Origin of the sequence: Bosea sp. (in: a-proteobacteria) (assembly GCF_023953965.1) — a bacterium.
Classification (GTDB): domain Bacteria; phylum Pseudomonadota; class Alphaproteobacteria; order Rhizobiales; family Beijerinckiaceae; genus Allobosea.
The window spans coordinates 2270446-2296298 of sequence record NZ_JAMLIX010000001.1 but is presented as its reverse complement, the minus strand read 5'-3'; the positions used below and the strand labels follow the sequence as shown (position 1 = coordinate 2296298).

Here is a 25853-nt window from a genome sequence, read left to right as displayed (position 1 = left end):
AGGGTCATGCAGGCCCCTGGCGCGGGCTCTGGTTTTTCAATGACTTGCACGCGAGCGCTCGAAATGCGACCGCCCCGAGGCCAGGAATCCGGTTTGTTACAATTTACGTTTTCTGTAATTAGTAACCTGATTTTTCACACGATCCCGCTGCCGAGCACCCGCAGGATCACCCGGATCAGGGTGGAGAGCCTGGTATCGACCGAAGCCTGCGGCACATCGGCTTCCAGCGCCAGCGAGGCCGGGTGGATGAAGCGGTTCGTCGCGTCGATGACGAAGGCGATGGCCCTGTCGCGGTCGCGCGGCTCGAATACGCCTGTGGCGATCCCCTCGTCGATCACGCGCTCGAACAGGGCGCGGACACGGGCGCGGTTGCGCCGGCTGATGGCATGGCGCCGGGCGACCGCCAGCGACAGCGCGGCGAAGAGATGCGGCTCCTCGCCGAGGAGATCGCGATTGGCCTTGGCGAGGCCGAGGATCAGGCGCTCGAGCTTGTCGTCGGCGGGGTCCGGCCCGTCGGCGATGTCGGCGAGGTTGCGCTCCGTCGCCTTGAGCCAGAGATCGACGACGGCGTCGATCAGCGCCACGCGCGAGGGGAAATAGCGGTAGACATTGGCATGGGTCATGCCCGCCTCCTCCGCCACGGCGACGACCGTGAAGCGCTTCAGCCCGAACCGGCGCAGATGCTCGGAGGCCACCGTGAGGATACGGGTCTCGCTCGGTTCGCGCGGTGGCATGTTCAGCCGCCCTCCCGCTCTGGCGCCGCTACCTTCGTCACGTCTCCACCAGCCCGGTCGTATCCCCGCTCGCCGCCGAATCCGGGCGGCCATGGGGCAGGCTGAGATAATCGCCGGAGCGCATCTCGATCAGCCGCGAGACGGTGCGGTCGAACTCGAAGGCCTCGCGGCCCTGCCGCGCCTTATAGAGTTCGTGCGGCTCGGCCGCCGCCGAGGCGACGAGCTTAACATGGTGCTCGTAGAGCGTGTCGATCAGGATGATGAAGCGCTTGGCCTCGTTGCGCCGGTCGTAATCGAGAACGGGTATGTCGTCGAGCACGAGCGTGTGGAAGCGCTGCGCCAGCGCGATGTAGTCGGAGGCGCCATAGGCCTCGGCGCAGAGATCCGCGAAGCTCGCCCGCGCCACGCCGCCCGCCGCCTGCGGCACGACGAGGTCGTGGCCCTGCACGGAAAGCACCGTGCGCTGCCCCCGCTCCACACCGGACAGGGCCTTGAACGCCTGATCGAGCGCGGCCTTCGCCTTCGCGTCGGCGGGCACGTGATAGACCGGCGCGCCGCCGAGCTTCTCCAGCCTGAAATCGGTGCGCGCATCGAGCTTGAGCACCTCGACCCGGGTCTGGAGCAGCGCGATGAAGGGGGTAAACAGCGCCCGGTTGAGCCCGCCCTCATAGAGCCGCGACGGCTCGACATTGGAGGTCGCGACCACCACGACGCCGGCCGAAAACAGCGCCGTGAACAGCCGCCCCAGGATCATCGCATCGGCGATGTCGGTCACGGTGAACTCGTCGAAGCAGAGCAGATAGGCTTCCCCGGCGAGATCGGCGGCGACGGGGGCGATCGGGTCGGCGTCCTTGACCTCGCCCGTCCTGATCTTCTGCCGGTAGGCGTTGATGCGGGCGTGGACGTCGGCGAGGAATTCGTGGAAATGCACGCGGCGCTTGCGCTTCACCGGCGCGGCCTCGAAGAACATGTCCATCAGCATGGTCTTGCCGCGGCCGACCGAGCCCCAGACATAAAGCCCCTTCGGCGCCTCGCTCGTCTCGGGCCTGCGGCCGAAGAGCCAGCCGAGCGCGCTGCCCTTGCGGGCGAGGCGGCGGGCGGCGAGCGTCGCGGTCAGGGCTTCGAGCTTCTTCACCACCGCGACCTGCGCGGGATCGCGCTCGATGGCGCCCGCCTCGACCAGGGCGGCATAGCGGTCGGTGATCGAGGCTGACATGAGGCGGGCGCAGGCGATCCGGATGAGACCGGACCGGGTTACGGCAGCCCCGCCCTCATCGCAAGCCCCGGCGCCGGCGCGACGATCTTGCCCTCGTCCATGAAGATGACCGCGCTCGCGGCCGCACGGACGAAATCGAGCGCGTCGGTGACGACGATCATGGTCATGCCGCCGGCGGCGAGGCCGCGCATCACCTCGAGCACCGCGCCGGCCTCATCGGGCTCCAGCCCCGCCGTCGGCGCGTCGAACAGCATCAGCCCAGGCCTCACCGCCAGTGCGCGCGCGATGGCGACGCACTGGCGCTCAGCGCCCGAGAGCTCGGCCGGATAGGCATCGCGCCTGTCGGCGAGGCCGACGCGCTCCAGCGCCGCCATCGCCGCGGCGACGAGCTGCCGGCGCGGCCGCTTCAGCCCGGAGAGCGGCCCTTCGATGATCTGCTGCAACGCCGTCATCGCCTCGGGCAGGTCGGCGCGCTCGCCGATCAGCGGCGCGACCGGCCCGCCATCCAGCCGGATCGTCCCCCGGTCGATCGTCTCGAGCCCGCCGACGCAGCGCAGCAGGGTCGATTTGCCGGCACCCGGCGGCCCGATCACGCACAGGACCGTGCCGGCCCCGACCGAGAGCGAGACGTCGTCCAGCGCCCTCACCCCGCCGAAGGATTTCTCGACATGGGCGAGCGTGACGCTCACGCCATCGGCCTCTGTGCCCTGCGCCGCATCCATGTGGCCCGTCCCGCCCCCTGCCCCAGGGGCTGTTGACACTTGCCCCACCTTCGTCATTCCGGGGCTTCGCGTAAGCGAAGAACCCGGAACCCACGACCGGGTGAAACATTCTATGCCTCGTTTCGGGTGGCTCGCCCAGCCGTCGGTTCCGGTTTCGCGCCAAGGCGCGCCCCGGAATGACAGTCGTCGTTGCAGCCAGCATCCTGTGACCCGGGGAAACCTCACCCTGCCCCGCGCGTTGTCGCCGAGGAGGAAGCGCCATGCTCACCATTCTTCCCGCACCCGATCATGTCGCCGCCTATCGCCTGTCGCAGACGCTGACGGCCGAGGACCTCGACGCGGTGATGGCCGATATCGAGGCCAGGCTTTCCCGCCACGAGAAGCTCGGCATCCTGGCCGACCTGACCGACTTCACCGACATGACGCTCGCCGCCGCCTGGAAGGATGCCCGCTACGGCATCAGCAAGCTGTGGGAGCTCAACCGCTTCCCGCGCGAGGCGGTGATCACCGACAAGGGCTGGCTCACCAGCTTCGTCGAGCTGCTCTCCCCGGCGATCCCCTTCGTCACGGTGCGCGCCTTCAAGCCCGAGGACTACGGCAAGGCGCTGGCCTGGGCCGGCGACATCGAGGGCGGCCCGAACGCCTGAGCGCACCCTTCAGCCGCGCGCGAAGGTCTCGTCGAAGGCATAGCCGGCCCCGCGCACGGTGCGCAGCGGGTCCTTGGCGTCGCCGGGCGTGATCGCCTTGCGCAGCCGCCCGACATGGACGTCGACGGTGCGCTCGTCGATATAGACGTCGCGGCCCCAGACCGCGTCGAGGAGCTGCGCGCGCGAATAGACGCGGCCGGGCGCCTGCATCAGGAATTCGAGCAGGCGGAACTCGGTCGGCCCGAGATGGAGCTCGCTGCCCGCCCGCCGCACGCGCCGCGTCGTGCGGTCGAGCTCGAGGTCGCCGGCGGTCAGGAGGCCGGCGACATGGCCGGGCTTGGCGCGGCGCAGCAGCGCCTGGATGCGCGCGATCAGCTCCGGCAGCGAGAACGGCTTCACGACATAGTCGTCGGCGCCGGTGGCGAGCCCGCGCACCCGCTCGGTCTCCTCGCCGCGCGCCGTCAGCATGATGATCGGCACGCGCTCGGTGCCGCGCCGCGCGCGCAGCCGCCGGCAGAGCTCGATGCCGGAGAGCCCCGGCAGCATCCAGTCGAGCAGGATGAGATCGGGCGTGTGGTCGCGCAGATGCAGCTCCGCCTCGTCGCCACGCGCGACGCTGTCGACCTCGAAGCCCTCGGCCTCGAGGTTGTAGCGCAGCAGCAGGGTCAGCGGCTCCTCGTCCTCGACGATCAGGATGCGTGCGGCCATGCTAGCCTTACCCTCACTTCCCCGTAACCGCTTCGACCGCGATATTGGTCGTATCGAGCTTCGGCCGGTTGCCGTCGAGGGAATCGCCGGTGACGAGGTAATGGATCGTCTCGGCGATGTTGGTGGTGTGGTCGCCGATGCGCTCGAGGTTCTTGGCGCAGAACAAGAGATGCGTACAGAAGGTGATGTTGCGCGGGTCCTCCATCATATAGGTCAGGAGTTCGCGGAACAGCGAGGTGTAGAGCGCGTCGATCTCGTCGTCGCGGCGCCAGACGTCGAGCGCCTTCTGCTCGTTGGTCGCGGCATAGGCGTCGAGCACGTCCTTGAGCTGCGCCTGCACCAGGCGGCTGATATGCTCCAGCCCGACGACGGCGCGATGCGGCGGCTGGAACTGGCCGGCGATGGCGACGGCGCGCTTGGCGATGTTCTTGGCGAGATCGCCGACGCGCTCGATGTCGGAAGCGAGCCTTATCGCCGAGATCAGCTCGCGCAGGTCCTGCGCCAGCGGCTGGCGGCGCGCGATGGTGAGCACCGCCTTCTCCTCGACCTCGCGCTGGAGGTTGTCGAGGCGCTGGTCGGCGGCGATGATCTTCTGGGCGAGCGCGGTGTCGCCGCGCAGCAGCGCGACGGTCGAATCGCCCAGCATGCGCTCGGCCATGCCGCCCATCTCGGCGAGGCTGCGGCGGATGCCCTCGAGATCGGCGTCGTAGGAGCGGACGATGTGCTCGGTCATGGTGCTGTCCTCTGGTGCATCGGCCCGAAAAGTGGTGGGCGGTTTTCGGAAAAGCCGATGCAAAAATAAGTATCGCTCAGCCGAACCGGCCGGTGACGTAGTCCTGCGTCTGCTTCTTGGCCGGGTTCATGAAGATGGTGTTGGTCGGCGCGAATTCGATCACCTCGCCGAGATACATGAACGCGGTGTACTGCGAGATGCGCGCCGCCTGCTGCATGTTGTGCGTCACGATCGCGATGGTGAAGTCGCTCCTGAGCTGCTCCAGCAGATCCTCGATCTTGCCGGTCGAGATCGGGTCGAGCGCCGAGGTCGGTTCGTCGAACAGGATCACCTCCGGCTTCTGGGCGATGGTGCGCGCGATGCATAAGCGCTGCTGCTGGCCGCCGGAGAGGCCCATGCCGGAGCTCCTGAGCTTGTCCTTGACCTCGTCCCAGAGCGCGGCGCGGCGCAGCGCGCCCTCGACGCGGTCGTCGAGCTCGGATTTCGGCGGCTTCTCGTAGAGGCGGATGCCGAAGGCGACGTTGTCGTAGATCGACATCGGGAAGGGCGTCGGCTTCTGGAAGACCATGCCGACGCGCGAGCGCAGCTCGTTCACGTCGATGTCGTTGGAGATGACGTTGCGGCCGTCGAGCATGACCTCGCCGGTCGCCCGCTGCTCCGGATAGAGCGAGTAGATCCGGTTGAAGATGCGCAGCAGGGTCGACTTGCCGCAGCCGGAGGGGCCGATCAGCGCCGTGGCATGGCGGTCGCGGAAGTCGAGATTGACGTTCTTCAGCGCCTTGTGCTCGCCATAGTAGAAATCGAGGTTCCGGACCGCGATCCGGACGGGCGCTTCGGCATCGAGCGTCTGCGGGGAGGTTTCAAGGGTCGAGAGCATCGACATTAAGTCCTCAGGGTCGCGGGCGACCGGGTTGGTTTTCAAGCCCTACTTGCCACCGGCGACGATGCGCCGGGCGACGAGCGAGAGCACGAGGATCGAGACCGTGATGATCAGCGAGCCCGCCCAGGCGAGCTGTTGCCAGTTCTCGTAAGGGGCGGAGGCGAACTGGTAGATCGTCACCGGCAGGTTCGAGACGCCGCCGACGAGCGAGGGCGAGAACCAGAAATTGTTGTTGAGCGCGGTGAAGAGGAGCGGCGCCGTCTCGCCGGCGATGCGGGCGAGCGCGAGCAGGATGCCGGTGACCATCCCGGCCTTGGCGGCCCGCCAGGTCACGCTGGTGATCACCACGGAAGGCGGGGCGCCGAGCGCAGCGCAGGCCTCGCGCAAGGGGCCGGGAACGAGGTTCAGCATATCCTCGGTGGTGCGCACGATCACGGGGATCGCGATGATGCCGAGCGCGACGCCGCCCGCCCAGCCGGAATAGCCGCGGAAGGGCTCGACCAGGATGACGTAGACGAACAGGCCGATCAGGATCGACGGCGCCGAGAGCAGGATGTCGTTGATGAAGCGGATCAGGTTCGCGAGCTGCGAGCCGCGCCCGTACTCGGCGAGCCAGGTCCCGGCCAGCACGCCGATCGGGGTCGCGATCGCGATGCCGAGGAAGGTCAGCACGAAGGAGCCGACGATGGCGTTGGCAAGCCCGCCGCCCTCGGTGCCGGGGCCGGGCGTGATCGCGGTGAAGGTCGTGAGCGAAAGTCCGCCGATACCCTTCACGAAAAGCATGCCGAGGATCCAGAACAGCACGAAGACGGCAATGAGGGTGAAGCCGGCGGCGGTCACCCTCATCAGCCGGTCGGCGGTGCGGCGCGAGCGGCGCACCCGCCCCCAGGGCTGGCGGGGCAGGTCGCGGGGCGTGGTCGTCAGGGTCATGGGCAAGACCTCAGTAGCGCTTGACGCGGGCGACGAGCAGCCGCGCGATGACGAGGACGACGAAGGTGACGAAGAACAGGATGCAGCCCAGCGCGATCAGCGCGTTGAGCTGCAGGCCCAGCGCCTCGTTGAACTCGTTGGCGATGCGCGAGGCGATGGTCGAGCCCGGATCGAGGATCGAGGCCGAGAGCCGGTTGGCGTTGCCGACGACGAAGGTGACCGCCATCGTCTCGCCGAGCGCGCGGCCGAGCCCCAGCATGATCGCGCCGATGATCGAGGCGCCGGCCTGCGGCACCAGCACATGGCGCACGACTTCCCAGGTCGTCGCGCCGATGCCATAGGCGCTCTCGCGCAGCACGGAGGGGATCTGCTCCAGCATGTCGCGGGTGATCGAGGCGATGAACGGGATGATCATGAAGGCCAGGATGATGCCGGCCGTGAAGATGCCCAGTCCCGAGGGCGAGCGCGCATAGAGGATGGTGCCGACGACCGGCATGCCCTCGACGAGGTTCGAGAGCGGGACCTGCACATAGGCCGCAAACAGCGGCACGAAGACGAACAGGCCCCACATGCCGTAGATGATCGAGGGCACGGCGGCGAGCAGCTCGATCGCGGTCGAAACCGGCTTCCTGAACCAGGGCGGGGCGAGCTGCGTCAGGTAGACGGCGATGCCGAGCGAGAGCGGCACGCCGATCATGAGCGCGATCAGCGCCGTCGAGAGCGTGCCGGCGATCGCCGGCCAGGCGCCGTATTGCTCGTTCTGGGTGTCCCAGACGCTGGAGGTGATGAAGCCCGGGCCGAATTCGCGCAAGGCCGGCCAGCCGCCGGCGACCATCGCCGCCATGATGCCGGCGAGCATCACCAGCACCAGAAGCGCCGCCCCGAAGCTGGCATGGCGGAAGACGCGATCGAAACCCGCCTTCGGCGTCCTGCGGGCAGGCATCGCCGAGGGCATGCGCGTCATGTCGGTTGCTGCGGTCATTCCGCTCGGGCTCCGGTGGGGTTCGGCGCCGATCAGAAGATCGGCTTGCCGGAATTGTCGGTCACGCCCTTCCAGGCGGCCCTGACCTCGTCCTTCACCTTGGCCGGCAGGGCGACATAGTCGAGCTCGCTCGCCAGCTTGTCCCCGGACTTGTAGGCCCAGTCGAAGAACTTCAGCGCTTCCTGCACCTCGGCCGGCTTCTCGGGCTTGGCGGGAACCAGGATGAAGGTCGCCGAGGTGATCGGCCAGGCCTGCGCGCCCTTCTGGTCGTTGAGCGAGATGCCGAAGCCCGGCTGCGCCTGCCAGTCGGCATTGGCGGCCGCCGCCTGGAAGGCCTTCTCCTCCGGAGCCGGGAAGGCGCCGTCGGCGTTCTTCACCAGCGCGTGGGAGAGCTTGTTCTGCTTGGCATAGGCGTATTCGACATAGCCGATCGCGTTGGCGACCTGCTTGACCGAGGCCGAGACGCCCTCGTTGCCCTTGCCGCCGATGCCGACCGGCCACTGCACCGACTGGTTGGCGCCGATCTTCGACTTCCAGTCGGCCGAGACCTTCGAGAGATAGTCGGTGAAGACGAAGGTCGTGCCCGAGCCGTCCGAGCGGTAGACCGGGTTGATGTTGGCTTCCGGCAGGGTGAGGCCGGCGTTCAGCGCGGCGATCTTCGGGTCGTTCCACTTCTTGATCTCACCCAGATAGATCTGCGCGAGGATATCGCCCGAGAGCTTGAGCTTGCCCGGCTCGACGCCGGCGATGTTGACGACCGGAACGACACCGCCCATCACGGTCGGGAACTGGACGAGGCCGCTCTTGGCGAGATCGTCGCCCTTGAGCGGCGCGTCGGTGGCGCCGAAAGCCACGGTTTTCGCCTTGATCTGGCGGATGCCGCCGCCCGAGCCGATCGACTGGTAGTTCAGACCCGTTCCGGTCTCCTTCTTGTAGGCTTCGGCCCATTTGGCATAGATCGGGAAGGGAAAGGTCGCGCCGGCGCCGGTGATGTCGGCGGCCTGGGCGGAACCGGCGATCCCGGCGGCGAGCGCCGCGAGAACGAGAATCTTGCGCATGTGAGGGGTCCTCATCTGGTCGCTGTTGTCAGCGGCTCCCACAGACACCGTCCGTATGACAGCCGAATGACAATCCGTCACGAAGGCCGCGCGGCTTCTCTCGAGCTGCACTGACAGTGGCACCACATGCGGTGATGTGGCACGTATTGGCGGAAAGTTTGGCAGCTGGGGGTCACATCGGCCATTCAATGCCGGTGTAACGCGTCCAGCATTTTTAGATTGAGAGCTGTTCCTCGGCCGGCCCTGCCGCTTGCCTCAAGCTTCGCTCTACCCGCATTTGCCAGCAGTCACCCGTCATGGATATCGCCCAGCTCAAGACCTTGATCCACGTAGCCGAGCTCGGCAGCCTCAGCCGCGCCTCCGAAAGGCTGCACATCGTCCAGCCCGCGTTAAGCCGGCAGATTCGGCAGCTTGAGAGCGAGCTCGGCGTACAATTGTTCGAACGACATGGCCGCGGCATGGTCATCACCGATATTGGCCGAGAAGTCTTGGAGCATGCGTCGCGGATCCTTGCCGAGATGGAAGCGATCCGCTCCGCCACCGGGAGCAGCGGAACCTCGCTACGGGGCACGGTAAAGGTCGGTACCACACCGACGGTAGCGGAGATCGTTACCGTGCCGCTCGTCAGTCGGCTTCGCGAGACACACCCACAACTCGGGATACGACTCGCCTCTGCCTTCAGCGGACATCTTCTTGACTGGCTACAACGTGGCGAACTGGAGCTCGCTGTTTCGTACGATCCGAAACCTCAACGTTCCCTTCGCATTGTTCCCGTCATGCTCGAAGAGCTTATGCTGGTCAGCGCCGGGCGTGGCGAATTGCCCATTGGAGGTCCGCGCCGGTTCTCCGACCTCGTCAATGTGTCTCTCATTCTGCCAAGCCCCCACCATGGCTTGCGCATGATCGTCGATGAGTGCGCACGGCAAGTGGGTATTTCTCTTCGCGCTCAAATCGAAGCGGACTCTTTCGGGGCTATGATCGATCTCGTCCGCAATGGATTTGGCTCGACCGTACTGCCTTTGGCCCCGATTTACGGGCTCGTCCAAGCCGGCTCCGTCCATGCATATCCGTTGGTTGATCCCACGCCCAGCCGCAGGCTCGTTCTCGCCTATCCGGCGGATCGACCGATCAGCCCGGCCGCGCGCTTCGTCGGTGAAACCTTCACCCAAATCGCAGCCGACTTAGTGCGCCGTGATATCTGGATCGGACGTGTACTCTCGGGGATCTGAAGGCATCGCTCCAGATCGGCCGCAAAGCGCTTCAAGGCTTCGTGCAGATACCGAAATGCCCCGCCAAGGTGCTTATGACGTTATCAGCCATGGCTTGGCGCGTCTCGATAGTCCCAGAGCCGGGATGCGGCGTCAGTATAACGCGCCTGTCAGGATAAAGGCAGTCGGTACTTCTGGCTCATTCTCGAACCTGACGCTCCCCGGATACGCTCCGGCATGAATTGCGGGGCAAGCCCGGGATGACGGCGTGGTTCGATGGAAACTCCCCAGCCTACGATCTGGCCTCGAAACGCGGCAGGATCGCCGTGAAGGCCGCGCCCTCCCCCGGATTGCTCCCGATCGTCAGCCGGCCGCGATGGCGCAGCACGATATGCTTGACGATGGCCAGGCCCAGCCCCGTGCCGCCGGCCTCGCGGCTGGCGGCCGTGTCGATCCGGTAGAAGCGCTCGGTCAGGCGCGGCAGATGCTCGGGCGCGATGCCCGGCCCGTCGTCGCGCACGCAGATGCTGGCCTCTGCCTCGTGCGCCTCCACCGTGATCGTAACCTCACCGCCGCGCTTGCCGTATTTGATGGCGTTCTCGACCAGGTTCTCCGTCAGCCGCAAGAGCTCGTCGCGGTCGCCGGGCACCTGCACCGCCTCGCGCGGCGCCCGCAGCGTCAGCGCGACCTCGCGCTCGCGTGCCATCAAGGCCAGCGAATCGACGATCTCGCGGGCGATACCGGCAAGATCCACCGGCTTGTCGGGCGCGACATGGGCGCGCTGCTCGATGCGCGACAGCGAGAGCAGGTCGTCGACGAGCCGCGCCATCCGCAGGCCCTGCTCGCGCATGATGGCGAGGAAGCGCGCCCGCGCCCGCTCGTCGTCGCGTGCCGGCCCCTGCAAGGTCTCGACGAAGCCGATGAGCGAAGCCAAGGGCGTACGCAGCTCGTGGCTGGCATTGGCGACGAAGTCGACGCGCATGCGCTCGATCACGCGCTGCTCGCTCAGGTCCTGGAAGGTCAGGAGCGTCGCATGCCGCTCGCCGCCCTCGCCCAGCGCCGCGATCTGGATGCGGAAGGTGCGCTCGAGCGGTACCCGCTCGACGAGCTCGACGCTCCTGCGGCCGCCCCCGCGCGCGACTTCCTCGATGGCGTCGTTGAGATCGGGGTCGCGCAGCACCAGCGCCAGCGGCTTGCCGGCGGAAAGCCCTGGCATCAGCGCCTGCATCGCCGGGCTCAGCGCCTGCACGACGCCCTGGGCGTCGAGCAGGACGACGGCCGCGCCGAGCGCCTCGATCAGGTTGCGGGCGGTTGCCGCGGGAAGGACCGCGATATCGATCATGGAACGTCCGAAGCGGCCGGCGGTTACCGGCACGGTCCTTCCTGCGCATAAGTGGCGGAAGCGTCAATTCCCTGCCGCGAAGCCCTGGGCTATTCAGGTGGCGTGGGACAGCGGAGAGCGGACGATGGCGAAGAAGATTTCGGGCGCACGCGTGAAGAACGTCATCGAGCTCCCTTCGGCGAAAGCGGCGCGACGGGCCAGGCCGCGCTCCGGGCCAAAGCAGGCGAAGGACTTCGACATCGAGGCCGACACCCTGCCGGAAGCGATCGTCGACGCCGCCTATCACAGCGGCGACTACCCTTACGGCAAGCGGATGAAGCGCAAGCCTTATGCCCGCGAGATGGAACCCCTGCAGATCGAGCTGCAGAAGCTGATGCGCTGGGCCGCAAGCCATCGCGAGCGCATCGTCATCGTCTTCGAGGGGCGCGACGGCGCCGGCAAGGGCGGCACCATCGCCCGCTTCACCCAGCATCTCAATCCGCGCCAGGCCCGCATCGTCGCCCTGCCAAAACCTTCCGACACCGAGAAAGGGCAATGGTATTTCCAGCGCTATGCCGCCGAGATGCCGACCGCCGGCGAGATCGTGTTCTTCGACCGCTCCTGGTACAACCGCGCCGGCGTCGAGCGCGTGATGGGTTTCTGCGAGCCTGAGGAGAGCGAGCATTTCCTGCGCGAGGCGCCGGTCTTCGAAGGCATGCTGGCGCGCGGCGGCATCCGCCTGATCAAGCTGTTCCTGACCATCGGGCGCGAGATGCAGATGACGCGGCTGCATGCCCGCTGGCATGATCCGCTCAAGCGCTGGAAGCTCTCGCCGATCGATTTCGAATCGATCCCGCGCTTCGACGACTATTCCCGCGCCTTCGACGCGATGCTGGCCCGCACCTCGACCGAGGCCGCGCCCTGGCATGTGGTGCGCAGCAACGACAAGCTGCGCGCCAGGCTCAACGCCATCCGCCACGTCCTGCGCGCGATCCCCTATGCCGACAAGGACGAAGCCGCGATCGGCAGGCTCGACGAGGAGATCGTGGTCTCGGTCGCGCGCTATCTCGACAAGGGCGGCGAGCCGGAAGCCGGTTGAGCGGGACTGCCCCTCAATGGTTGAGCGGGACTGCCCCTCAATACTGCATCGCCCGCGCGCGCGCGTTGCCGATATGGACCGCCATCGCCTGCCCCGCCCGCTCGGGGTCGCGCGTCTCGATCGCCGCGATGACGGACAGATGGTCCTGCATCACCGGGATGATGATGCTGTTGTGGATGCGTGTCTCATATTGCCGGATCAGCCGGATCTTGAGCCAGGTGACGCGGAAGGCCTGGGAGACGATCTCGTTGTCGAGATGATCGATGATCGCCTCGTGCAGCAGCCGGTCGACATCCTCGGCATCCTCGATCAGGCGCTCGTCGCCGCCGGCCTCGGCGCGGGCGACGATCGCCTCGTGCCACGCCCGCTGCTCGGCGATCTCCGCGTCGGTGGCGTTCTGCGCATAGAGCGCCGTCGCCTCCTTCTCCAGGAAGAGGCGGAACTGGAAGGCGTTGCGGATCAGGTCGAGATCGACGTGGGCGATCTGCATGCCGCGCTGCGGCACGGTCCGGATCAGCCCCTCCGCCTCCAGCCGCGGCACCAGCTCGCGGATGGCGCCGAGCGGGAAGCCGGTCATCGCCACGAGCTCGCGCTGGGTCACGAACTGGCCGGGCTTGATCTCGCGCGCGAGCAGCCGCTCGGTGAAGGAGGCATAGGCGCGCTCCCTCAGCTTCAGCGGCTCGCCCTCGCGCGGCTCCTGCTCCGGCTGGCTCACCCTTGCCTCCCTCAAGCCGCCCTGGCTTGCGTGATCCGGTCGAAGGCGGCGAAGAGCCGCTTGCGAGTCGCCTCGTCCAGCGCCTCGAGCGGCGGACGCATCGCGCCATAGCCGGGATCGCCATGGACATGGCCGGTCAGCGCCTTCACCGCCGCCAGCACCGGATGCGAGCAGATCTCGTCGACGAGCGCGTTCACCACCGGGCTGTCCCTGCCCTCGTAGACCATCGGGCGCAACAGCTCGGGCACGAGGTTGGCGACGCCGCAGATCGAGCCCTCGGCGCCGTTACGCACCGCCCTGGCGAGCTGGCGCTCGTCGCCGACGAGGATGGCGAGCTCGCCATGCGCCTTCAGCAGCGCCTCGGTGTTGGCATAGTCGCCCGACGAATCCTTGATGCCGATGACGAGGCCGGGAAAGGCGCTCTTCAACCGCTCGACCAGCCCGACGCTGATCGCGACCGCCGTCACGGAGGGGATGTGATAGAGGACGACGTTGCGCGCCGAGGCGCCAAGCTTCTCGAAGAACTGCGAGAACCAGATGAAGAGGCCCTCGTCGCTCACCCCCTTGAAATAGAAGGGCGGCGCGACGAGCAGCCCCTTCGCCCCGGCATCGAGCGCAAGCCGGGCCTGCTCAACCGCCTCGTTGAGCGAGGCCGCCGCGACGCCGGCATGGATCTGCGTCGCCGGATCGATCCCCGCCCCGATCAGCGCCCCCATCATCGCGGTGCGCGCCGGCAGGCCGAGCGCCGCGCCTTCCCCCGTGGTGCCGAACAGCGTGATCGAATCGCAGCCCCGCGCCAGCACGTGCCGGGCATGGTGGACGAGGCGCGGCAGGTCGACGCTGCCGCCCTCCCGCATCGGGGTGGTGATCGCGCAGGAGAGGCCGAAGCGGGCTTTGTCGGTGGCCATGGCGGGGGCTTTCAGGGCTGGACGGTGACTGACATGGGTGACCTCGGCGGCTCTCGCTAGCCGTCCTTGAGACCGCCCGCGGAGAGCCCGGCGACGATCTGGCGCTGGGCGATGACGGTGACGAGCAGCACCGGCAGCGTGACCAGGAGCGCCGCGGCGGCCAGCGGTCCCCAGGAGATCTGCTCGAAGGTCAGCGAATTGTAGACGGCGGACGGCAGCGTCCGGCTCGCCTTGCCGCCGAGCACCACCGAGAAGATGAAGTTGTTCCAGGAGAAGATGAAGGCGAGGATGCCGCCGACGACGATGCCCGGCTTCGCCAGCGGCAGGGCGACATGGCGGAAGGCCTGCCAGGTCGTGGCGCCATCGATGCGCGAGGCGTCCTCCAGCTCGATCGGCACGTTCTCGAAATACCCGATCATAATCCAGACGATGATCGGAATGGTGATGACGAGATGGGTGATGACGAGCGCCGAAATCGTCCCGACCAGCCCCATGATCTGGAAGAGCAGGAAGAGCGGGATCAGATAGGAGAGCGCCGGCGTCATCCGCGCGACCAGGATCAGGATCGCGAATTTATGGGCCTTGCCGCGGGCGATGCCGTAGCCGGCCGGCACGCCGACGATCAGGCCGATGAGCACGGCCCCGCCGGTGACCAGGATCGAGTTCCAGAGATAGAGCCCGAAATTGTTCTGGGCGAAGACGTCGACATAGTTCTTCAGCGTCGGCGGGTTGGGGATGAAGACCGGCGGGAAGGCGGTGTTGTCGAGCTCGTTCTTGAGCGAGAGCGAGATCATCCAGAGGAAGACCAGCACCGCCGGCGAGACCATGACGAAGACGGAGGCCCAGAACCCCAGCTTTTTGAGCGTGCGGTTCATGGGAGTTTCCTCCTGCCGCCGGCCACATCCGCGGTGCCGGAGCCTCGCGGGGCCAGCGCTCCGGCATGGATCCCGGGTCTCCCTTCGGTCGCCCGGGATGACGGTGCGTTCTGGGTCGGGAGCGGTGCCATCACGCGTTCCACTTCGACTTCTGCCGCGCATAGAGCAGAAGCAGCGAGAGCATGATGATGATGACGAAGAAGATCACCACTACGGCCGAGGCATAGCCGATCTTGTAGAACTGGAACGCCTGCAGGTAGAGGAAGATGTTCAGCGTCTCCGACGCCGTGCCCGGCCCGCCCTGGGTGATCACGAAGATGGTGTCGAAGACCTTCAGCGCATCGATGGTGCGGATCACGATCGCCACCATGATGAAGGGCCAGACCAGCGGCAGCGTGATGTGGCGGAACATGTGCCAGTCGTTGGCGCCGTCGATCAGCGCCGATTCGTAAGGCTCGCGCGGCAGCCCGGCGAGGCCGCCGAGCACGATCAGCATGACGAGCGGCGTCCAGTGCCAGACCTCGACCATGACCAGCGTCGGGATCACCGTCGCCGGATCGTAGACCCAGCCGGAAGGGCCGATGCCGACGAGCGAGAGCAGGTAGTTCAAGACACCGAGCTGCGGATGGAACATCATCGTCCAGACCAGCGCGACGGCGACCGGCGTCGCCATCATCGGCATGACGAAGATGGTGCGCAGCAGGCCCCGGCAGGGAAACTCGCGGTGGAAGATCAGCGCCGCCGCCGTGCCGAAGACGATGGGGAGCACCACCGCGAGAATGGTGAAATAGGCGGTATGCCCCATCGATTCGAGGAAGCGGCTATCCTTGGCGAGCTCGGCGAAGTTGCCGAGGCCCACGAACTCCACCCCGCCGCCGATCTTCCAGTCCTGCCCGGACATGTAGAGCGTGAACAGCCAGGGAAAGACGATGACGGCGGCAATGACCAGCACCGCCGGCAGGGAGAACAGCCAGTAGCGCGGCGTGAAATCCTGCGAGGCGGCGGCGGCCGAAGGCGCCGTGCCGGGAAGATCGGCTGGCAGGGAGGTGCTGGTCATGCGTTCTGCTTCACTGGAAGCTCACCGCCATGCCCGCCCTCGTGGCGGGCATGGCGTCTGGGACGCGGGGCCTTCGCCCGGCCGGACGTGGATGGTCGCAGACGAGCCCGACCATGACGCTCCCGGGCGAGGCGGGCCTCAGCCCTGCTCGCTCTTGGCGAGCACCGGCGCGAAGGTTTCCGTCGCCTTCTTCAGCTCGGCGGCGACGCTGGCCCCGCCGATCGCATTGGTCAGCGCCACGCCGAAGACGTCGCGGAACTCCGTCACCGGCACGATCTGCGGCAGGCCGGCCCGCGCGATCTTGGCCGAGGCGAGCAGGCATTCGAAATACTGCTTGCCGAACTTAGACTGCGCGATCGTCTCGGTATCGAGATAGGCCGAGGAGCGGCCGGGCGCCCCGGCGCCGGCCTTGAGCATGGCGATCTGGTTCTTCTTGTTGGTCATGAACTGGACGTAGAGCCAGGCCGCCTCCTTCTTGGCGGAGCCGCGCGAGATGCCCATGCCGTCGGCGAACATGCCGGCATGATGCGCCTTCGGCCCCGGCGGGGTCACGCCATAGCCGACCTTGCCGACGATGCGCGACTTCGAAGGGTCCTCCAGCGGCGTGGCGAAGCCGATGCCGTCGAGCCACATCGCGGCCCGCCCCTGCATGAAGGTGGTCTGGCACTCGTTCCAGTTGAAGCCGACCTGCCCGACGGGGCCTGTATCCTTGTTGAGCTTCGTGTAGAGCTCGCCCGCCCAGACCGCTTCCGGCGTGTCGGTGAGCAGCTTGCCCTCGGGCGAGACCGTCTCCATGCCCTGGCCGAGCATCAGCGAGGTCCAGACCGGGATATTGGCGTTCTTCAGGCCGCGCGAGACGAAGCCGGCGACACCCTTGGCCGGGTCGTGCAGCTTCTGCGCCACGGTGAACATCTCGTCCATCGTCTTCGGATAGGCGACGCCCTTCGCGTCGAAGAGCTCCTTGTTGTAGTAGATCATCCAGTAATCGACGAAGAACGGGATCGTATCGAGCGCCCCGTCGACCTGGCGCGCATAGGCGACCGGACCGGCGCCGAAATCGGCGAAGTCGAAATCCGGCGCGGTCAGCGCGGCGTCCTTGATCAGCGGCTCGAGGTTCTCGAACCATTTGCCCTTGGCCGCCATGCGCTTCTGCACATGCAGCGAGATGCCGCTGACGTCGAAGGAGGGCTTGCCCGCGGCGAACTCTATCACCGCCTTCTGGCGCTGCTGCTGCTCCGGCACCTGCTCGGAGGAGACCTTGATGCCGGTGAGCTCTGTGAACTCCTTCTCCGCCTGCTGCATCAGGTCGGAGCGCGGATTCTTGACCAGGAGCACGTCGATCGACTGGCCTGAGAACTTCTTCCAGTCGAAGGCACCTTGCGCCTGCGCCTTGCGCAGCACCAGCGGCGAGGCGAGAGCGGCCGCGGCGCCGCCGAGCAGGACACGGCGGGTCGGCTTGAGCAACTGATCGGTCATCGGCGTCCTCCCCAGGACTTGAAGGCGGCCCGTTTTCGGGCCTTTCATGTCGCGCGAAGCAGGAGGCGGACCGGCCGCTCCTGTCGCGTCAGCCAAGGACGCTAATCGCCTTTCGAGCCGGTTGCAAGCTAACATGTTGGCGTGCACAGAGTAGCGCCGCATAGCCGCCGAACCTGCGGGAGCCGGCCGTGACGGGCCCGCCGCTGATCGACCTGACCGAGAGGGGGCGCCGCCCGCCATGCTGAAGAACCTCGATCCCGTGCTCTCGGCCGACCTGCTCTGGGTACTCGCCGCGATGGGCCATGGCGACGACCTCGCGCTGGTCGATGCCAACCATCCGGCCGAGACCATCGCCGGCTCGACCACGAGCGGCCGGCTGATCCGCCTGCCCGGCCTGACGATGGAGCGCGCCGCCCGCGCCATCCTTTCGGTGCTGCCGATCGACGATTTCGAGCCCGACCCGCTCCGGCGCATGGAGGCGGTGGGCGACGCCGCCTCGATCCCGCAAGTCCAGCGCGCCGTGCAGGCTGAGATCGACCTGGCGCTCGGCCGCCCCGTCCCGCTTTCCGGCATCGCGCGCTTCGCCTTCTACGAGGCGGCCAGGCGCGCCTTCGCGGTGGTGCAGGTCGGCGATCCGCGCCCCTATGGCTGCTTCCTGCTGCGCAAGGGCGTCATCGCCGGCGAGCCGGGTTGAACAACGCCCCGCTTGACTTTAGCCCCCTCGCCGCTCTACCCCCGTCGACGGGACACGCCCCCCCAACGGGGCGCGCCCATCTGCAAGGATGGAGACATCGATGGCGAATACCGCACCCAGCATGCGCCCGCGCGTGCCGAATTTCTCGTCCGGCCCCTGCGCCAAGCGCCCCGGCTGGAATCTCAGGAATCTCTCCGACGCCCCGCTCGGCCGCTCGCATCGCGCCAAGATCGGCAAGGACAAGCTCAAGCGCGCGATCGACCTGACGCGCGAGGTGCTCGAGGTCCCGGCCGATTACCGCATCGGCATCGTGCCGGCCTCCGACACCGGCGCCGTCGAGATGGCGCTGTGGTCGCTGCTCGGCGCCCGCAGCGTCGACATGCTGAGCTGGGAAAGCTTCGGCGCCGGCTGGGTCACCGATGTCGTCAAGCAGCTCAAGCTCGCGGATGTGCGCACATTCGACGCCCCCTATGGCGAATTGCCGAACCTGAAGAAGGTGGACAGCAAGACCCGCGACGTCGTCTTCACCTGGAACGGCACCACCTCCGGCGTGCGCGTAGCCGATGCGAATTGGATCGCGGAGGACCGTGAGGGTCTGACCATCTGCGACGCCACCTCCGCCGCCTTCGCCCAGCGTCTCGACTGGCAAAAGCTCGATGTCGTCACCTTCTCCTGGCAGAAGGTGCTCGGCGGCGAGGCGGCGCACGGCATGATCGTGCTCTCGCCGCGCGCGGTCGAGCGGCTCCTGACCTACAAGCCGGCCTGGCCGCTGCCGAAGATCTTCCGCATGACCTCCGGCGGCAAGCTGATCGAGGGCATCTTCGTCGGCGAGACGATCAACACCCCCTCCATGCTCGCGGTCGAGGACTATATCGACGCGCTGGAATGGGCCCGGAAGGTCGGCGGCCTCGGCGGGCTGGTGAAACGCGCCGATGCCAACGCCCGCGTCATCGCCAAGTTCGTGCGCGAGAACGACTGGATCGACTTCCTCGCCGTGAAGCCGAAGACACGCTCCAACACGAGCGTCTGCCTGAAGTTCACCGACCCGGCGGTGACGGCGCTGTCGGCCGAAGCGCAGGCCGCCTTCGCCAAGCAGGTGGTCCAGGTCATCGAGAAGGCCGGCGCCGGCTACGATCTCGGCCACTACCGCGACGCCCCTCCGGGCTTGCGCATCTGGTGCGGCGCGACCGTGCAGTCGCGCGACCTCAAGGCGCTGATGCCCTGGATCGCCTACGCCTTCGCCGAGGCCAAGGCGGGCCTGGGCAAGAAGGCGGCGTAACCACGACGCGCTCCCTCTCCCCTCGGGGAGAGGGTTGGGGTGAGGGCAACGCGACATTCGTCGTTAACCTTCGTCTCGCCCTGCACCGCCCTCATCCGTCTCGGCTTCGCCGAGCCACCTTCTCCCCCGAGGGGAGAAGGAGAACCGCACCCAATTCTATCCCACGCCGAAACGCTCCCCGTGCAGCGCGGCGCCATCCGGAGCCTCCCATGTCCGCCCCCAAGGTCCTGATTTCCGACGCCCTCTCCCCCGCCGCCGTGCAGATCTTCAAGGATCGCGGCATCGACGTGACCTTCGATGCCTCGCTCGGCAAGGACAAGGACAGGCTCAGCCAGATCATCGGCGACTATGACGGCCTCGCCATCCGCTCGGCCACCAAGGTCACCGCCAAGCTGCTCGAACAAGCCAGGAACCTCAAGGTCATCGGCCGCGCCGGCATCGGCGTCGACAATGTCGAGATCCCGGCGGCGACCGCGCGCGGCGTGATCGTGATGAACACGCCCTTCGGCAACTCGATCACCACCGCCGAGCACGCCATCGCCATGATGTTCGCGCTCGCCCGCCAGATCCCGGCGGCCGACATCTCGACCCAGGCCGGCAAATGGGAGAAGAACCGCTTCATGGGCGTCGAGATCACGGCCAAGACGCTGGGTCTGATCGGCGCCGGCAACATCGGCTCGATCGTCGCCGAGCGTGCCATCGGCCTCAAGATGCGCGTCATCGCCTATGATCCCTATCTCTCGCCCGAGCGCGCCGTCGCGCTGGGCGTTGAAAAGGTCGAGCTGGACGATCTCCTGAAGCGCGCCGATTTCATCACGCTGCACGTGCCCATGACCGAGAAGACGAAGAACCTCCTCTCGGCCGAGGCGCTGGCGAAGACGAAGAAGGGCGTGCGCATCATCAACTGCGCCCGTGGCGGCCTCGTCGACGAGGAGGCGCTGGCCAGGCAGATCAAGTCCGGCCATGTCGCGGGCGCCGCCTTCGACGTGTTCTCGGAGGAGCCGGCGGAGAAGAACGCCCTGTTCGGGTTGGACAACGTCGTCTGCACGCCCCATCTCGGGGCCGCGACCAGCGAGGCGCAGGAGAACGTCGCCCTCCAGGTCGCAGAGCAGATGAGCGACTACCTGCTCAAGGGCGCGATCACCAACGCGGTCAACTTCCCCTCGATCTCGGCCGAGGAGGCCCCGCGCATCAAGCCTTTCGTCGATCTGGCGGAAAAGCTCGGCTCCTTCCTCGGCCAGCTCACGGAGGCCGCGGTCAAGGGCATCCGCATCGAATACGAGGGCGCGGTCGCGGGCCTCAACCTCAAGGCGATCTCGGCCGCCGCGATCAGCGGCGTGCTGCGGCCCTTCCTGCCCGAGGTCAACATGGTCAACGCCACCATGGTGGCGAAGGAGAAGGGCATCGTCGTCGAGGAGCTGACCCGCGAGGTCGCCGGCAATCTGGAGAGCGTCATCCGCATCGTCGTCGAGGCGCAGGACATGGCGCGCCATGCCTCGGGCACCGTCTTCCATGACGGCAAGCCGCGCATCGTCGAGATCCGCGACATCGCCGTCGATGCCGAGTTCGCGCCGCACATGCTCTATGTCCGCAACGCCGACCAGCCGGGCTTCATCGGCCGTTTCGGCTCTCTGCTCGGCGAGGCCGGCGTCAACGTCGCGACCTTCGCGCTCGGCCGCAACAAGCCGGGCGGCGACGCGGTCTGCTACGTCGCGGTCGACGAGCCGATCTCGGACGAGCTGCTCGCGAAGATCCACGAGATCCCGATGGTGAAGCGCGCCCGCCGGCTGAAGTTCTGACGGGCCGCGGCCCTAAGACGGCTTCCGCCGCCCGAAAGGGATGCGGTTCTCGGCGATGAAGATGCCGCCGAGCACCAGGACGAGCGCGGCGGCGTGGTAGAGCCCGAAAGGCTCGCCGAGGATCAGCACGGCGAGGATCGACGCGAAGACCGGCACGAGATTGACGAAGACGCCGGCCCGGCCGGGTCCGATCAGATCGATCGCCCGCAGGAAGGTGAGCTGCGACAGGAGCGACGGGAAGATCACGGTGAAGGCCACGATCAGCCAGCCCAGCGGCGTCGGCATGGAGAAGCGCCCGAGCGCGATCTCGGCCGCGAGCGGGGGCAGCGCCGCCAGGCAGGCGAAGCCGGCGAGCGCGGTGAAGTAGACCATGCCCGGCACCGGCGGCCGCAGGCGCAGGCCGACCGCGAGACCGGCATTGAACAGGCAGGCCAGGATCATAAGGAAGTCGCCCGGCACGAAGCGCAGCGCCATCAGGACATCGATGTCGCCCCGGCTCGCGATGACCGCGACGCCGACCAGCGTGATCGCGACGCCGATCCCCTGCATCCGGGAGATCGGCGTGCGAAACGCCACGAACGCCCCCATCAGCACGAAGATCGGGGTCGAGCCCTGCAGGATGCCGATATTGATCGCGCTGGTCGAATGGGCCGCGAGATACATCAGCACGGTGAAGCCGGAGAGGCCGCCCATGCCGAGCAGGCAGGCGAGCCGCCACCGGGCCCGCAGAACCGGCCAGTGCCGGCGCAGTTCTCCCCGCACCAGCGGGAGCATGACGGCGCAGGCCCCGGCCCAGCGCAGCGCGGTCAGTGCGATCGGCGAGATCTGGTCCACGGCGAGCCGGCTCGCTACCGCATTGGCACCCCAGACCAGCGTGGTCAGCACCATCAGGAGATAGGCATTCGCCCAGGCGCGCTGCAGCCAGGTCTGGGAAGGGTCCACGTATCCGTCCTGTCGCGTGAAAGGGCTCATGCCATACCCTCGCCGGGACCCGATCTCATATGAGACCGGGCGCAAGCCTGCCCGTCGCCAGGCGCATCTCCCGCGAACGCAGGACGCTCTGCCCACCGGCCTGCGCCTATCCGCATTCCGGCCCAATTCCGCCTTGGGCACGCCGGATTCAGGCGTGCCTATCACGCTTCCGTGATTGCGATTGGAGGGAATGATCTCGATGCGAAGCCATATTGCCGCTGCCCTGATCCTGGCGCCCGGCCTCGCCGCCGCCGCCGAGACGGAGCTGACGAGCCGGATCGACCGCGTCACGGTCTTTCCCGACGGGGCGGTGGTGACGCGGCTCGGCCGGGCCGAGCTGATGCAGGGCATCTCGCAGATCGTGCTGCGCGGCCTACCGGCGACGATCGACCCCGCCTCGATCCGCGTCGAGGGCAAGGGAGAGAGCACGTTCTCGGTCGGCGCCGTCGATGTCCGCGTCACGCCGGGCGAGGCCAGGCCCGTGCTCGACGCGGTGCTGGAGGAGAAACTCAGGACCCTGCGCGACGAGAAGGAGACGCTCGCCGGCCGGATCGCAGCGATCGAGGCCAAGCGCGCCACGATCGAGCGCTTCGCCCAGGTCGGCCCCGACAAGCTCGGTCCCGACGGCAAGGCCCTGCCCGTCGGCGACTGGCCGGCGGTGTTCGAGGCGATCGGCACCGCGCTGGTCAAGGTCCAGGACGAGCTGCGCGGCACCCGCAACCGCCTTACCGACGTCGAGGCCGAGATCGCCGCGCTGGAGCGCGCCCGCCCGCAGGCCGGCAGGCCCGGCGCCCCGAAGCGCGACGTCGCGATCGCGGTCGAGGCGCCGCGCGCCGTGGCGGCCGAGTTCACTGTCAGCTACCGCGTCACCGGCGCGAACTGGACACCGACCTACGAGGCCCGGCTGACCACGACCGGCGAGACGCCCGAGATCGCCCTGACGCGCCGCGCCGAGATCCGCCAGCGCAGCGGCGAGGCGTGGGACGACGTGGCGCTGACGCTCTCGACCACGCGCTCGGCTGCGGGCACGCGCGCGCCCGAGCTCACGCCGATGCAGGTCGCCTTCTTCGAGCCGCAGATCGTGGCCGAAGCTCGCGCGCGGGCGCTCGCCCTGGCGCAGAAGACGGAAGCCGAGCGGGCGGCTCCCGCCCCGGCCCCCGAGCGTCTGTCGAAATTCCGCTTCGGCAGCGGAACGCCGCAGGAGGATTCCGGCGTCGCCGCCAAGACCCAGGTCGCGACGATCGAGGCCGGCGCCTATCAGGCGAATTTCCAGGTCCCCGGCCGCGCCTCGATCCCGCAGGACGGCGGCGCGAAGACGGTGACGCTGACCGAGCGCAAAGCGGAGGCGACGCTTTCCGCCCGCGCCGTGCCGGAGCTGGAGCAGAAGGCCTATCTCGAAGCCGGCTTCGTCCATGACGAGGAGGCGCCGCTGCTGGCGGGCCGCGTCGCGCTGCACCGCGACGGCAGCTATGTCGGCACGGGCCGCTTCGGGCTTGTGGCGCCGGGCGACAAGGTCGAGCTCGGCTTCGGCGCCGACGACCGCATCAAGGTCGTCTTCGCGCCGGTGAGACGCCGCGAGAACGAGCCGGGCTGGCTCGGCCAGAGCCGCACCGACCTGCGCGAGTTCCGCACGGTGGTGAAGAGCCTGCACGTCAGGCCGGTCAAGGTCACGGTTCTGGAGCGCATCCCTTTCTCGGAGAGCTCCGCGATCACGGTCGAGACCATCGCCGCCCAGACCACCCCGCCGACCGAGAAGCAGGCCGGCGACCGGCGCGGCGTCCTGGCCTGGACCTTCGAGCTTCCGCCCGGCGCCGAGAAGGAGGTCAGGCTCGCCTACCGGATCAAATGGCCGGGAGACCGCGAGCTTTCCTACGAGGAGCAGCCGCTGCCGGGGCAGTGAGCGGAGGCGGCTGCCTCAAAGCGCCATCTCGATCTCGCGCTTGCGGCCGAGATCGCTCATCCAGGTGCGGAATCGCGGCTGCACCGCGATCTGGTGGGCGTAATGGCGCCTGAGCGCCTCCGTCAGCCGGCCCTTGCGCCCGAGCTGCTCGTCGGCGAAGCCGATCATCACGGAGTTCGGCCAGGCCTGCGGCCTGATCTCGCGCAGCCGCGCGAACAGGCCGTCCTCGTGCTCGTCCGGATCGGCCTGCGCCATCAGCGCCGTCATCGCCGCCGTCGAGCGCGAGATGCCCATATGGCAGTGCACCAGGAGATGCCCCGCCGCCCGCGCGGCCGCGGTCTCGCGCAGCCCCTCGCCGAAGCGCAGCACCGCCCCGACATGCTCCGGCGCCGGCATGATCTGGCCGGGGCGCGGGTCGATGATGTCGTGGAAGCGCAGCGTCACGCGATGATGCTCGCCATAGCTCCCGAACGCCTCGAGTTCGGCACGGTCGGGATCGAGCACCGAGAGCACATGCGTCACCTCGCGGGCGCTGTTGCCGGGCAATTCGTCGATGCCGCAGATCGTCAGGGTCGAGATGGCGAGCGTCTTCATGGGCGACACCTTCATAAAAAATGGCGCAGGTCATCCCGGGCGACCGGAGGGAGACCCGGGATGACCCGGATTGCTGAACTATGCCGCGGCCCTGGCCGGCCCGAGCTCCTGCTCGACGACGCCGACCCAGTAGCGCACGCCATCCGGGATGATCGCGTCGTTGAAGTCGTAGAGCGGGGTGTGCAGGCCGACGAACGAACCGTCCGGGTTGACGCCGTTGCCGATGCGCATGAAGGCGCCGGGCCTGACCAGCATCATCTCGGCGAAATCCTCCCCGCCGGTGCCGGGCCTGAGCTTGCCGTCGACCTTTCCGGCGCCCACCGCCGCCGTCGCCGCTGCGACCGCGACCCTGACCTGCTCGGCCTCGTTCACCAGCGGGCTGGTGCCGCGCTCGTAGACGGCGTCCGCCTTGCAGCCCCAGGCCTGGGCCGTCGCCGCCGCGAGCTCGCCGATGCGCCGCTCGACCAGGTCGCGCACCTCCTGCGAATAGGTGCGCGCCGTGCCGCCGATGACGAGTTCCGAGGGAATCACGTTCGAGGCGGCGACGTCGCCGCCATGGATGTAGCCGACGCTGATCACGGCGGTATCGAGCGGGGCGACGTTGCGGCCGACGATACCCTGCAGGCCGAGCACGAAATGCGCCTGCGCATAGGTGATGTCGGTCGAGCGGTGCGGCTGCGAGCCGCCATGGCCGCCGACGCCGTGGAAGGTGACCTTCCACGTATCCGCCGCCGCCAGGAACGGGCCGACGGTGGTGCCGAAGCTGCCGGTCGCCATGCCCGGCGTGTTGTGCAGCCCGTAGATCGCGTCGCAGGGGAAGCGCTCGAACAGCCTGTCGGCCAGCATGGCCTCGGCACCGCCGCGGCCTTCCTCGGCCGGCTGGAAGATCAGGTTGACGGTGCCGGCGAAATCACGGTTCTCGGCGAGATAGCGCGCGGCGGCGAGCAGCATGGTGGTATGCCCGTCATGGCCGCAGGCATGCATCCGGCCCGGATGCTTCGAGGAGTAGGGCAGGTTCGTCGTCTCGTCGAGCGCCAGGCAATCCATGTCGGCGCGCAGACCGACCGCGCGGCCGGGCCTGTTGCCGCGAACCACCCCGACGACGCCGGTCCGGCCGACATTCTCGGTGACCTCGATGCCCCATTCGCGCAATTTGTCGGCGACGAGCCTGGCCGTGCGCACCTCTTCCAGGCCGAGCTCGGGATGGGCGTGGATGTCGCGGCGGATCGCGGTGAAGGCGGCGTGATGCTGATCGAGCCAGGCGTCGAGCTTGGTCATGGTCTGTCGGATCCCTCTCCTGCGCCGGCGGGCATGGTCGCCGCCTGCGTCCCTTCTTAAGCCCTTAC

The 25853-nt window shown here is 67.8% G+C and carries 25 protein-coding genes; 7 read left to right on the top strand and 18 right to left on the bottom strand.

Going from position 1 to position 25853, the window contains the following annotated elements; translation table 11 throughout:
* Positions 1-134 precede the first annotated feature (134 nt).
* From M9917_RS10560 to M9917_RS10550, 3 genes are read right to left on the bottom strand one after another with little or no spacing between them, the layout of a single operon-like run.
* Positions 135-734, bottom strand: coding sequence for a TetR/AcrR family transcriptional regulator (locus M9917_RS10560; RefSeq protein ID WP_297253464.1), 600 nt, complete (start codon positions 732-734; stop codon positions 135-137).
* Positions 735-771: 37 nt separating this feature from the next.
* Positions 772-1950 carry a cell division protein ZapE gene (gene zapE, locus M9917_RS10555; protein ID WP_297253462.1) on the bottom strand — a complete coding sequence of 393 codons (1179 nt, stop codon included), beginning with the start codon at positions 1948-1950 and terminating at the stop codon, positions 772-774.
* Between the two features lie 38 nt (positions 1951-1988).
* Entirely contained in the window at positions 1989-2672 is a 684-nt protein-coding gene (locus M9917_RS10550) for an amino acid ABC transporter ATP-binding protein (RefSeq protein ID WP_297253460.1), read from the bottom strand.
* Between the two features lie 260 nt (positions 2673-2932).
* Between M9917_RS10550 and M9917_RS10545 the strand changes: the two genes are divergently transcribed.
* Positions 2933-3319, top strand: a complete 387-nt coding sequence (locus M9917_RS10545) for a SpoIIAA family protein (protein WP_297253457.1) — start codon at positions 2933-2935, stop codon at positions 3317-3319.
* 9 nt (positions 3320-3328) lie between these two features.
* Here M9917_RS10545 and phoB read toward each other — a convergent pair whose 3' ends face one another.
* The 6 genes from phoB to pstS all read right to left on the bottom strand — a co-directional run bounded on the left by phoB (position 3329) and on the right by pstS (position 8610).
* A complete protein-coding gene (gene phoB, locus M9917_RS10540; RefSeq protein ID WP_297253455.1) occupies positions 3329-4027 on the bottom strand; it encodes a phosphate regulon transcriptional regulator PhoB in 699 nt (232 codons plus the stop codon).
* Positions 4028-4040: 13 nt separating this feature from the next.
* Entirely contained in the window at positions 4041-4760 is a 720-nt protein-coding gene (gene phoU, locus M9917_RS10535; protein WP_297253453.1) for a phosphate signaling complex protein PhoU, read from the bottom strand.
* 76 nt (positions 4761-4836) lie between these two features.
* Positions 4837-5643 carry a phosphate ABC transporter ATP-binding protein PstB gene (gene pstB / locus M9917_RS10530; protein ID WP_465246349.1) on the bottom strand — a complete coding sequence of 269 codons (807 nt, stop codon included), beginning with the start codon at positions 5641-5643 and terminating at the stop codon, positions 4837-4839.
* Between the two features lie 42 nt (positions 5644-5685).
* Positions 5686-6570 carry a phosphate ABC transporter permease PstA gene (pstA, locus tag M9917_RS10525; protein ID WP_297253449.1) on the bottom strand — a complete coding sequence of 295 codons (885 nt, stop codon included), beginning with the start codon at positions 6568-6570 and terminating at the stop codon, positions 5686-5688.
* A gap of 10 nt (positions 6571-6580) precedes the next feature.
* Positions 6581-7552, bottom strand: coding sequence for a phosphate ABC transporter permease subunit PstC (gene pstC / locus M9917_RS10520; protein WP_465246348.1), 972 nt, complete (start codon positions 7550-7552; stop codon positions 6581-6583).
* A gap of 32 nt (positions 7553-7584) precedes the next feature.
* Positions 7585-8610, bottom strand: coding sequence for a phosphate ABC transporter substrate-binding protein PstS (gene pstS / locus M9917_RS10515; protein ID WP_297253447.1), 1026 nt, complete (start codon positions 8608-8610; stop codon positions 7585-7587).
* A gap of 296 nt (positions 8611-8906) precedes the next feature.
* Between pstS and M9917_RS10510 the strand changes: the two genes are divergently transcribed.
* Entirely contained in the window at positions 8907-9839 is a 933-nt protein-coding gene (locus M9917_RS10510; protein ID WP_297253445.1) for a LysR substrate-binding domain-containing protein, read from the top strand.
* A gap of 271 nt (positions 9840-10110) precedes the next feature.
* On the opposite strand, the gene M9917_RS10505 is transcribed toward M9917_RS10510, so the two are convergent.
* Positions 10111-11160, bottom strand: coding sequence for an ATP-binding protein (locus M9917_RS10505; RefSeq protein ID WP_297253443.1), 1050 nt, complete (start codon positions 11158-11160; stop codon positions 10111-10113).
* 124 nt (positions 11161-11284) lie between these two features.
* On the opposite strand from M9917_RS10505, the gene ppk2 reads away from it, so the two are divergent.
* A complete protein-coding gene (gene ppk2, locus M9917_RS10500; protein ID WP_297253441.1) occupies positions 11285-12238 on the top strand; it encodes a polyphosphate kinase 2 in 954 nt (317 codons plus the stop codon).
* 37 nt (positions 12239-12275) lie between these two features.
* Here the strand turns inward: ppk2 and M9917_RS10495 are convergent, their stop codons facing one another.
* From M9917_RS10495 to M9917_RS10475, 5 genes are all read right to left on the bottom strand, one after another.
* Positions 12276-12953, bottom strand: a complete 678-nt coding sequence (locus tag M9917_RS10495) for a GntR family transcriptional regulator (RefSeq protein ID WP_297253439.1) — start codon at positions 12951-12953, stop codon at positions 12276-12278.
* Between the two features lie 11 nt (positions 12954-12964).
* Positions 12965-13861: a dihydrodipicolinate synthase family protein gene (locus M9917_RS10490; protein WP_297253437.1), complete on the bottom strand. Its 897-nt coding sequence runs from the start codon at positions 13859-13861 to the stop codon at positions 12965-12967.
* A gap of 56 nt (positions 13862-13917) precedes the next feature.
* Entirely contained in the window at positions 13918-14736 is an 819-nt protein-coding gene (locus M9917_RS10485; RefSeq protein ID WP_297253435.1) for a carbohydrate ABC transporter permease, read from the bottom strand.
* A gap of 130 nt (positions 14737-14866) precedes the next feature.
* Positions 14867-15793, bottom strand: a complete 927-nt coding sequence (locus M9917_RS10480) for a carbohydrate ABC transporter permease (RefSeq protein WP_297253433.1) — start codon at positions 15791-15793, stop codon at positions 14867-14869.
* A 138-nt stretch (positions 15794-15931) separates the two neighbouring features.
* The gene (locus M9917_RS10475; RefSeq protein ID WP_297253431.1) at positions 15932-17269 is read right to left on the bottom strand and encodes an ABC transporter substrate-binding protein; all 1338 of its coding nucleotides are present in this window, start codon (positions 17267-17269) and stop codon (positions 15932-15934) included.
* A 238-nt stretch (positions 17270-17507) separates the two neighbouring features.
* Here M9917_RS10475 and M9917_RS10470 point away from each other — a divergent pair, with 238 nt between their 5' ends.
* The 3 genes from M9917_RS10470 to serA all read left to right on the top strand — a co-directional run bounded on the left by M9917_RS10470 (position 17508) and on the right by serA (position 21041).
* Positions 17508-17963, top strand: coding sequence for an RbsD/FucU family protein (locus M9917_RS10470; RefSeq protein WP_297253429.1), 456 nt, complete (start codon positions 17508-17510; stop codon positions 17961-17963).
* Positions 17964-18063: 100 nt separating this feature from the next.
* On the top strand, positions 18064-19242 hold the full coding sequence (locus M9917_RS10465) for a phosphoserine transaminase (protein WP_297253427.1): 1179 nt from the start codon (positions 18064-18066) through the stop codon (positions 19240-19242).
* Positions 19243-19451: 209 nt separating this feature from the next.
* The gene (gene serA / locus M9917_RS10460; RefSeq protein WP_297253425.1) at positions 19452-21041 is read left to right on the top strand and encodes a phosphoglycerate dehydrogenase; all 1590 of its coding nucleotides are present in this window, start codon (positions 19452-19454) and stop codon (positions 21039-21041) included.
* A gap of 12 nt (positions 21042-21053) precedes the next feature.
* Here the strand turns inward: serA and M9917_RS10455 are convergent, their stop codons facing one another.
* A complete protein-coding gene (locus M9917_RS10455) occupies positions 21054-21983 on the bottom strand; it encodes a DMT family transporter (RefSeq protein ID WP_297253423.1) in 930 nt (309 codons plus the stop codon).
* A 220-nt stretch (positions 21984-22203) separates the two neighbouring features.
* Between M9917_RS10455 and M9917_RS10450 the strand changes: the two genes are divergently transcribed.
* On the top strand, positions 22204-23913 hold the full coding sequence (locus M9917_RS10450; RefSeq protein WP_297253421.1) for a mucoidy inhibitor MuiA family protein: 1710 nt from the start codon (positions 22204-22206) through the stop codon (positions 23911-23913).
* A gap of 15 nt (positions 23914-23928) precedes the next feature.
* Here the strand turns inward: M9917_RS10450 and M9917_RS10445 are convergent, their stop codons facing one another.
* Together M9917_RS10445 and M9917_RS10440 are read right to left on the bottom strand one after the other, a co-directional pair.
* Complete coding sequence (locus M9917_RS10445; protein WP_297253419.1) at positions 23929-24507, bottom strand: tyrosine phosphatase family protein; 579 nt, start codon at positions 24505-24507, stop codon at positions 23929-23931.
* 78 nt (positions 24508-24585) lie between these two features.
* Positions 24586-25785 carry an amidohydrolase gene (locus tag M9917_RS10440; RefSeq protein ID WP_297253417.1) on the bottom strand — a complete coding sequence of 400 codons (1200 nt, stop codon included), beginning with the start codon at positions 25783-25785 and terminating at the stop codon, positions 24586-24588.
* Between the last annotated feature and the right edge of the window lie 68 nt (positions 25786-25853).

Coding starts and splice junctions, on each gene's coding strand:
- M9917_RS10560 (WP_297253464.1), bottom strand. CDS start 734: ATGCCACCGCGCGAACCGAGCGAGACCCGTATCCTCACGGTGGCCTCC.
- pstA (WP_297253449.1), bottom strand. CDS start 6,570: ATGACCCTGACGACCACGCCCCGCGACCTGCCCCGCCAGCCCTGGGGG.
- zapE (WP_297253462.1), bottom strand. CDS start 1,950: ATGTCAGCCTCGATCACCGACCGCTATGCCGCCCTGGTCGAGGCGGGC.
- M9917_RS10510 (WP_297253445.1), top strand. CDS start 8,907: ATGGATATCGCCCAGCTCAAGACCTTGATCCACGTAGCCGAGCTCGGC.
- serA (WP_297253425.1), top strand. CDS start 19,452: ATGTCCGCCCCCAAGGTCCTGATTTCCGACGCCCTCTCCCCCGCCGCC.
- M9917_RS10545 (WP_297253457.1), top strand. CDS start 2,933: ATGCTCACCATTCTTCCCGCACCCGATCATGTCGCCGCCTATCGCCTG.
- M9917_RS10485 (WP_297253435.1), bottom strand. CDS start 14,736: ATGAACCGCACGCTCAAAAAGCTGGGGTTCTGGGCCTCCGTCTTCGTC.
- M9917_RS10505 (WP_297253443.1), bottom strand. CDS start 11,160: ATGATCGATATCGCGGTCCTTCCCGCGGCAACCGCCCGCAACCTGATC.
- phoU (WP_297253453.1), bottom strand. CDS start 4,760: ATGACCGAGCACATCGTCCGCTCCTACGACGCCGATCTCGAGGGCATC.
- M9917_RS10480 (WP_297253433.1), bottom strand. CDS start 15,793: ATGACCAGCACCTCCCTGCCAGCCGATCTTCCCGGCACGGCGCCTTCG.
- pstC (WP_465246348.1), bottom strand. CDS start 7,552: ATGACCGCAGCAACCGACATGACGCGCATGCCCTCGGCGATGCCTGCC.
- M9917_RS10475 (WP_297253431.1), bottom strand. CDS start 17,269: ATGACCGATCAGTTGCTCAAGCCGACCCGCCGTGTCCTGCTCGGCGGC.
- M9917_RS10450 (WP_297253421.1), top strand. CDS start 22,204: ATGATCTCGATGCGAAGCCATATTGCCGCTGCCCTGATCCTGGCGCCC.
- ppk2 (WP_297253441.1), top strand. CDS start 11,285: ATGGCGAAGAAGATTTCGGGCGCACGCGTGAAGAACGTCATCGAGCTC.
- M9917_RS10445 (WP_297253419.1), bottom strand. CDS start 24,507: ATGAAGACGCTCGCCATCTCGACCCTGACGATCTGCGGCATCGACGAA.
- M9917_RS10465 (WP_297253427.1), top strand. CDS start 18,064: ATGGCGAATACCGCACCCAGCATGCGCCCGCGCGTGCCGAATTTCTCG.
- M9917_RS10470 (WP_297253429.1), top strand. CDS start 17,508: ATGCTGAAGAACCTCGATCCCGTGCTCTCGGCCGACCTGCTCTGGGTA.
- M9917_RS10550 (WP_297253460.1), bottom strand. CDS start 2,672: ATGGATGCGGCGCAGGGCACAGAGGCCGATGGCGTGAGCGTCACGCTC.
- M9917_RS10490 (WP_297253437.1), bottom strand. CDS start 13,861: ATGGCCACCGACAAAGCCCGCTTCGGCCTCTCCTGCGCGATCACCACC.
- pstB (WP_465246349.1), bottom strand. CDS start 5,643: ATGTCGATGCTCTCGACCCTTGAAACCTCCCCGCAGACGCTCGATGCC.
- pstS (WP_297253447.1), bottom strand. CDS start 8,610: ATGCGCAAGATTCTCGTTCTCGCGGCGCTCGCCGCCGGGATCGCCGGT.
- M9917_RS10440 (WP_297253417.1), bottom strand. CDS start 25,785: ATGACCAAGCTCGACGCCTGGCTCGATCAGCATCACGCCGCCTTCACC.
- phoB (WP_297253455.1), bottom strand. CDS start 4,027: ATGGCCGCACGCATCCTGATCGTCGAGGACGAGGAGCCGCTGACCCTG.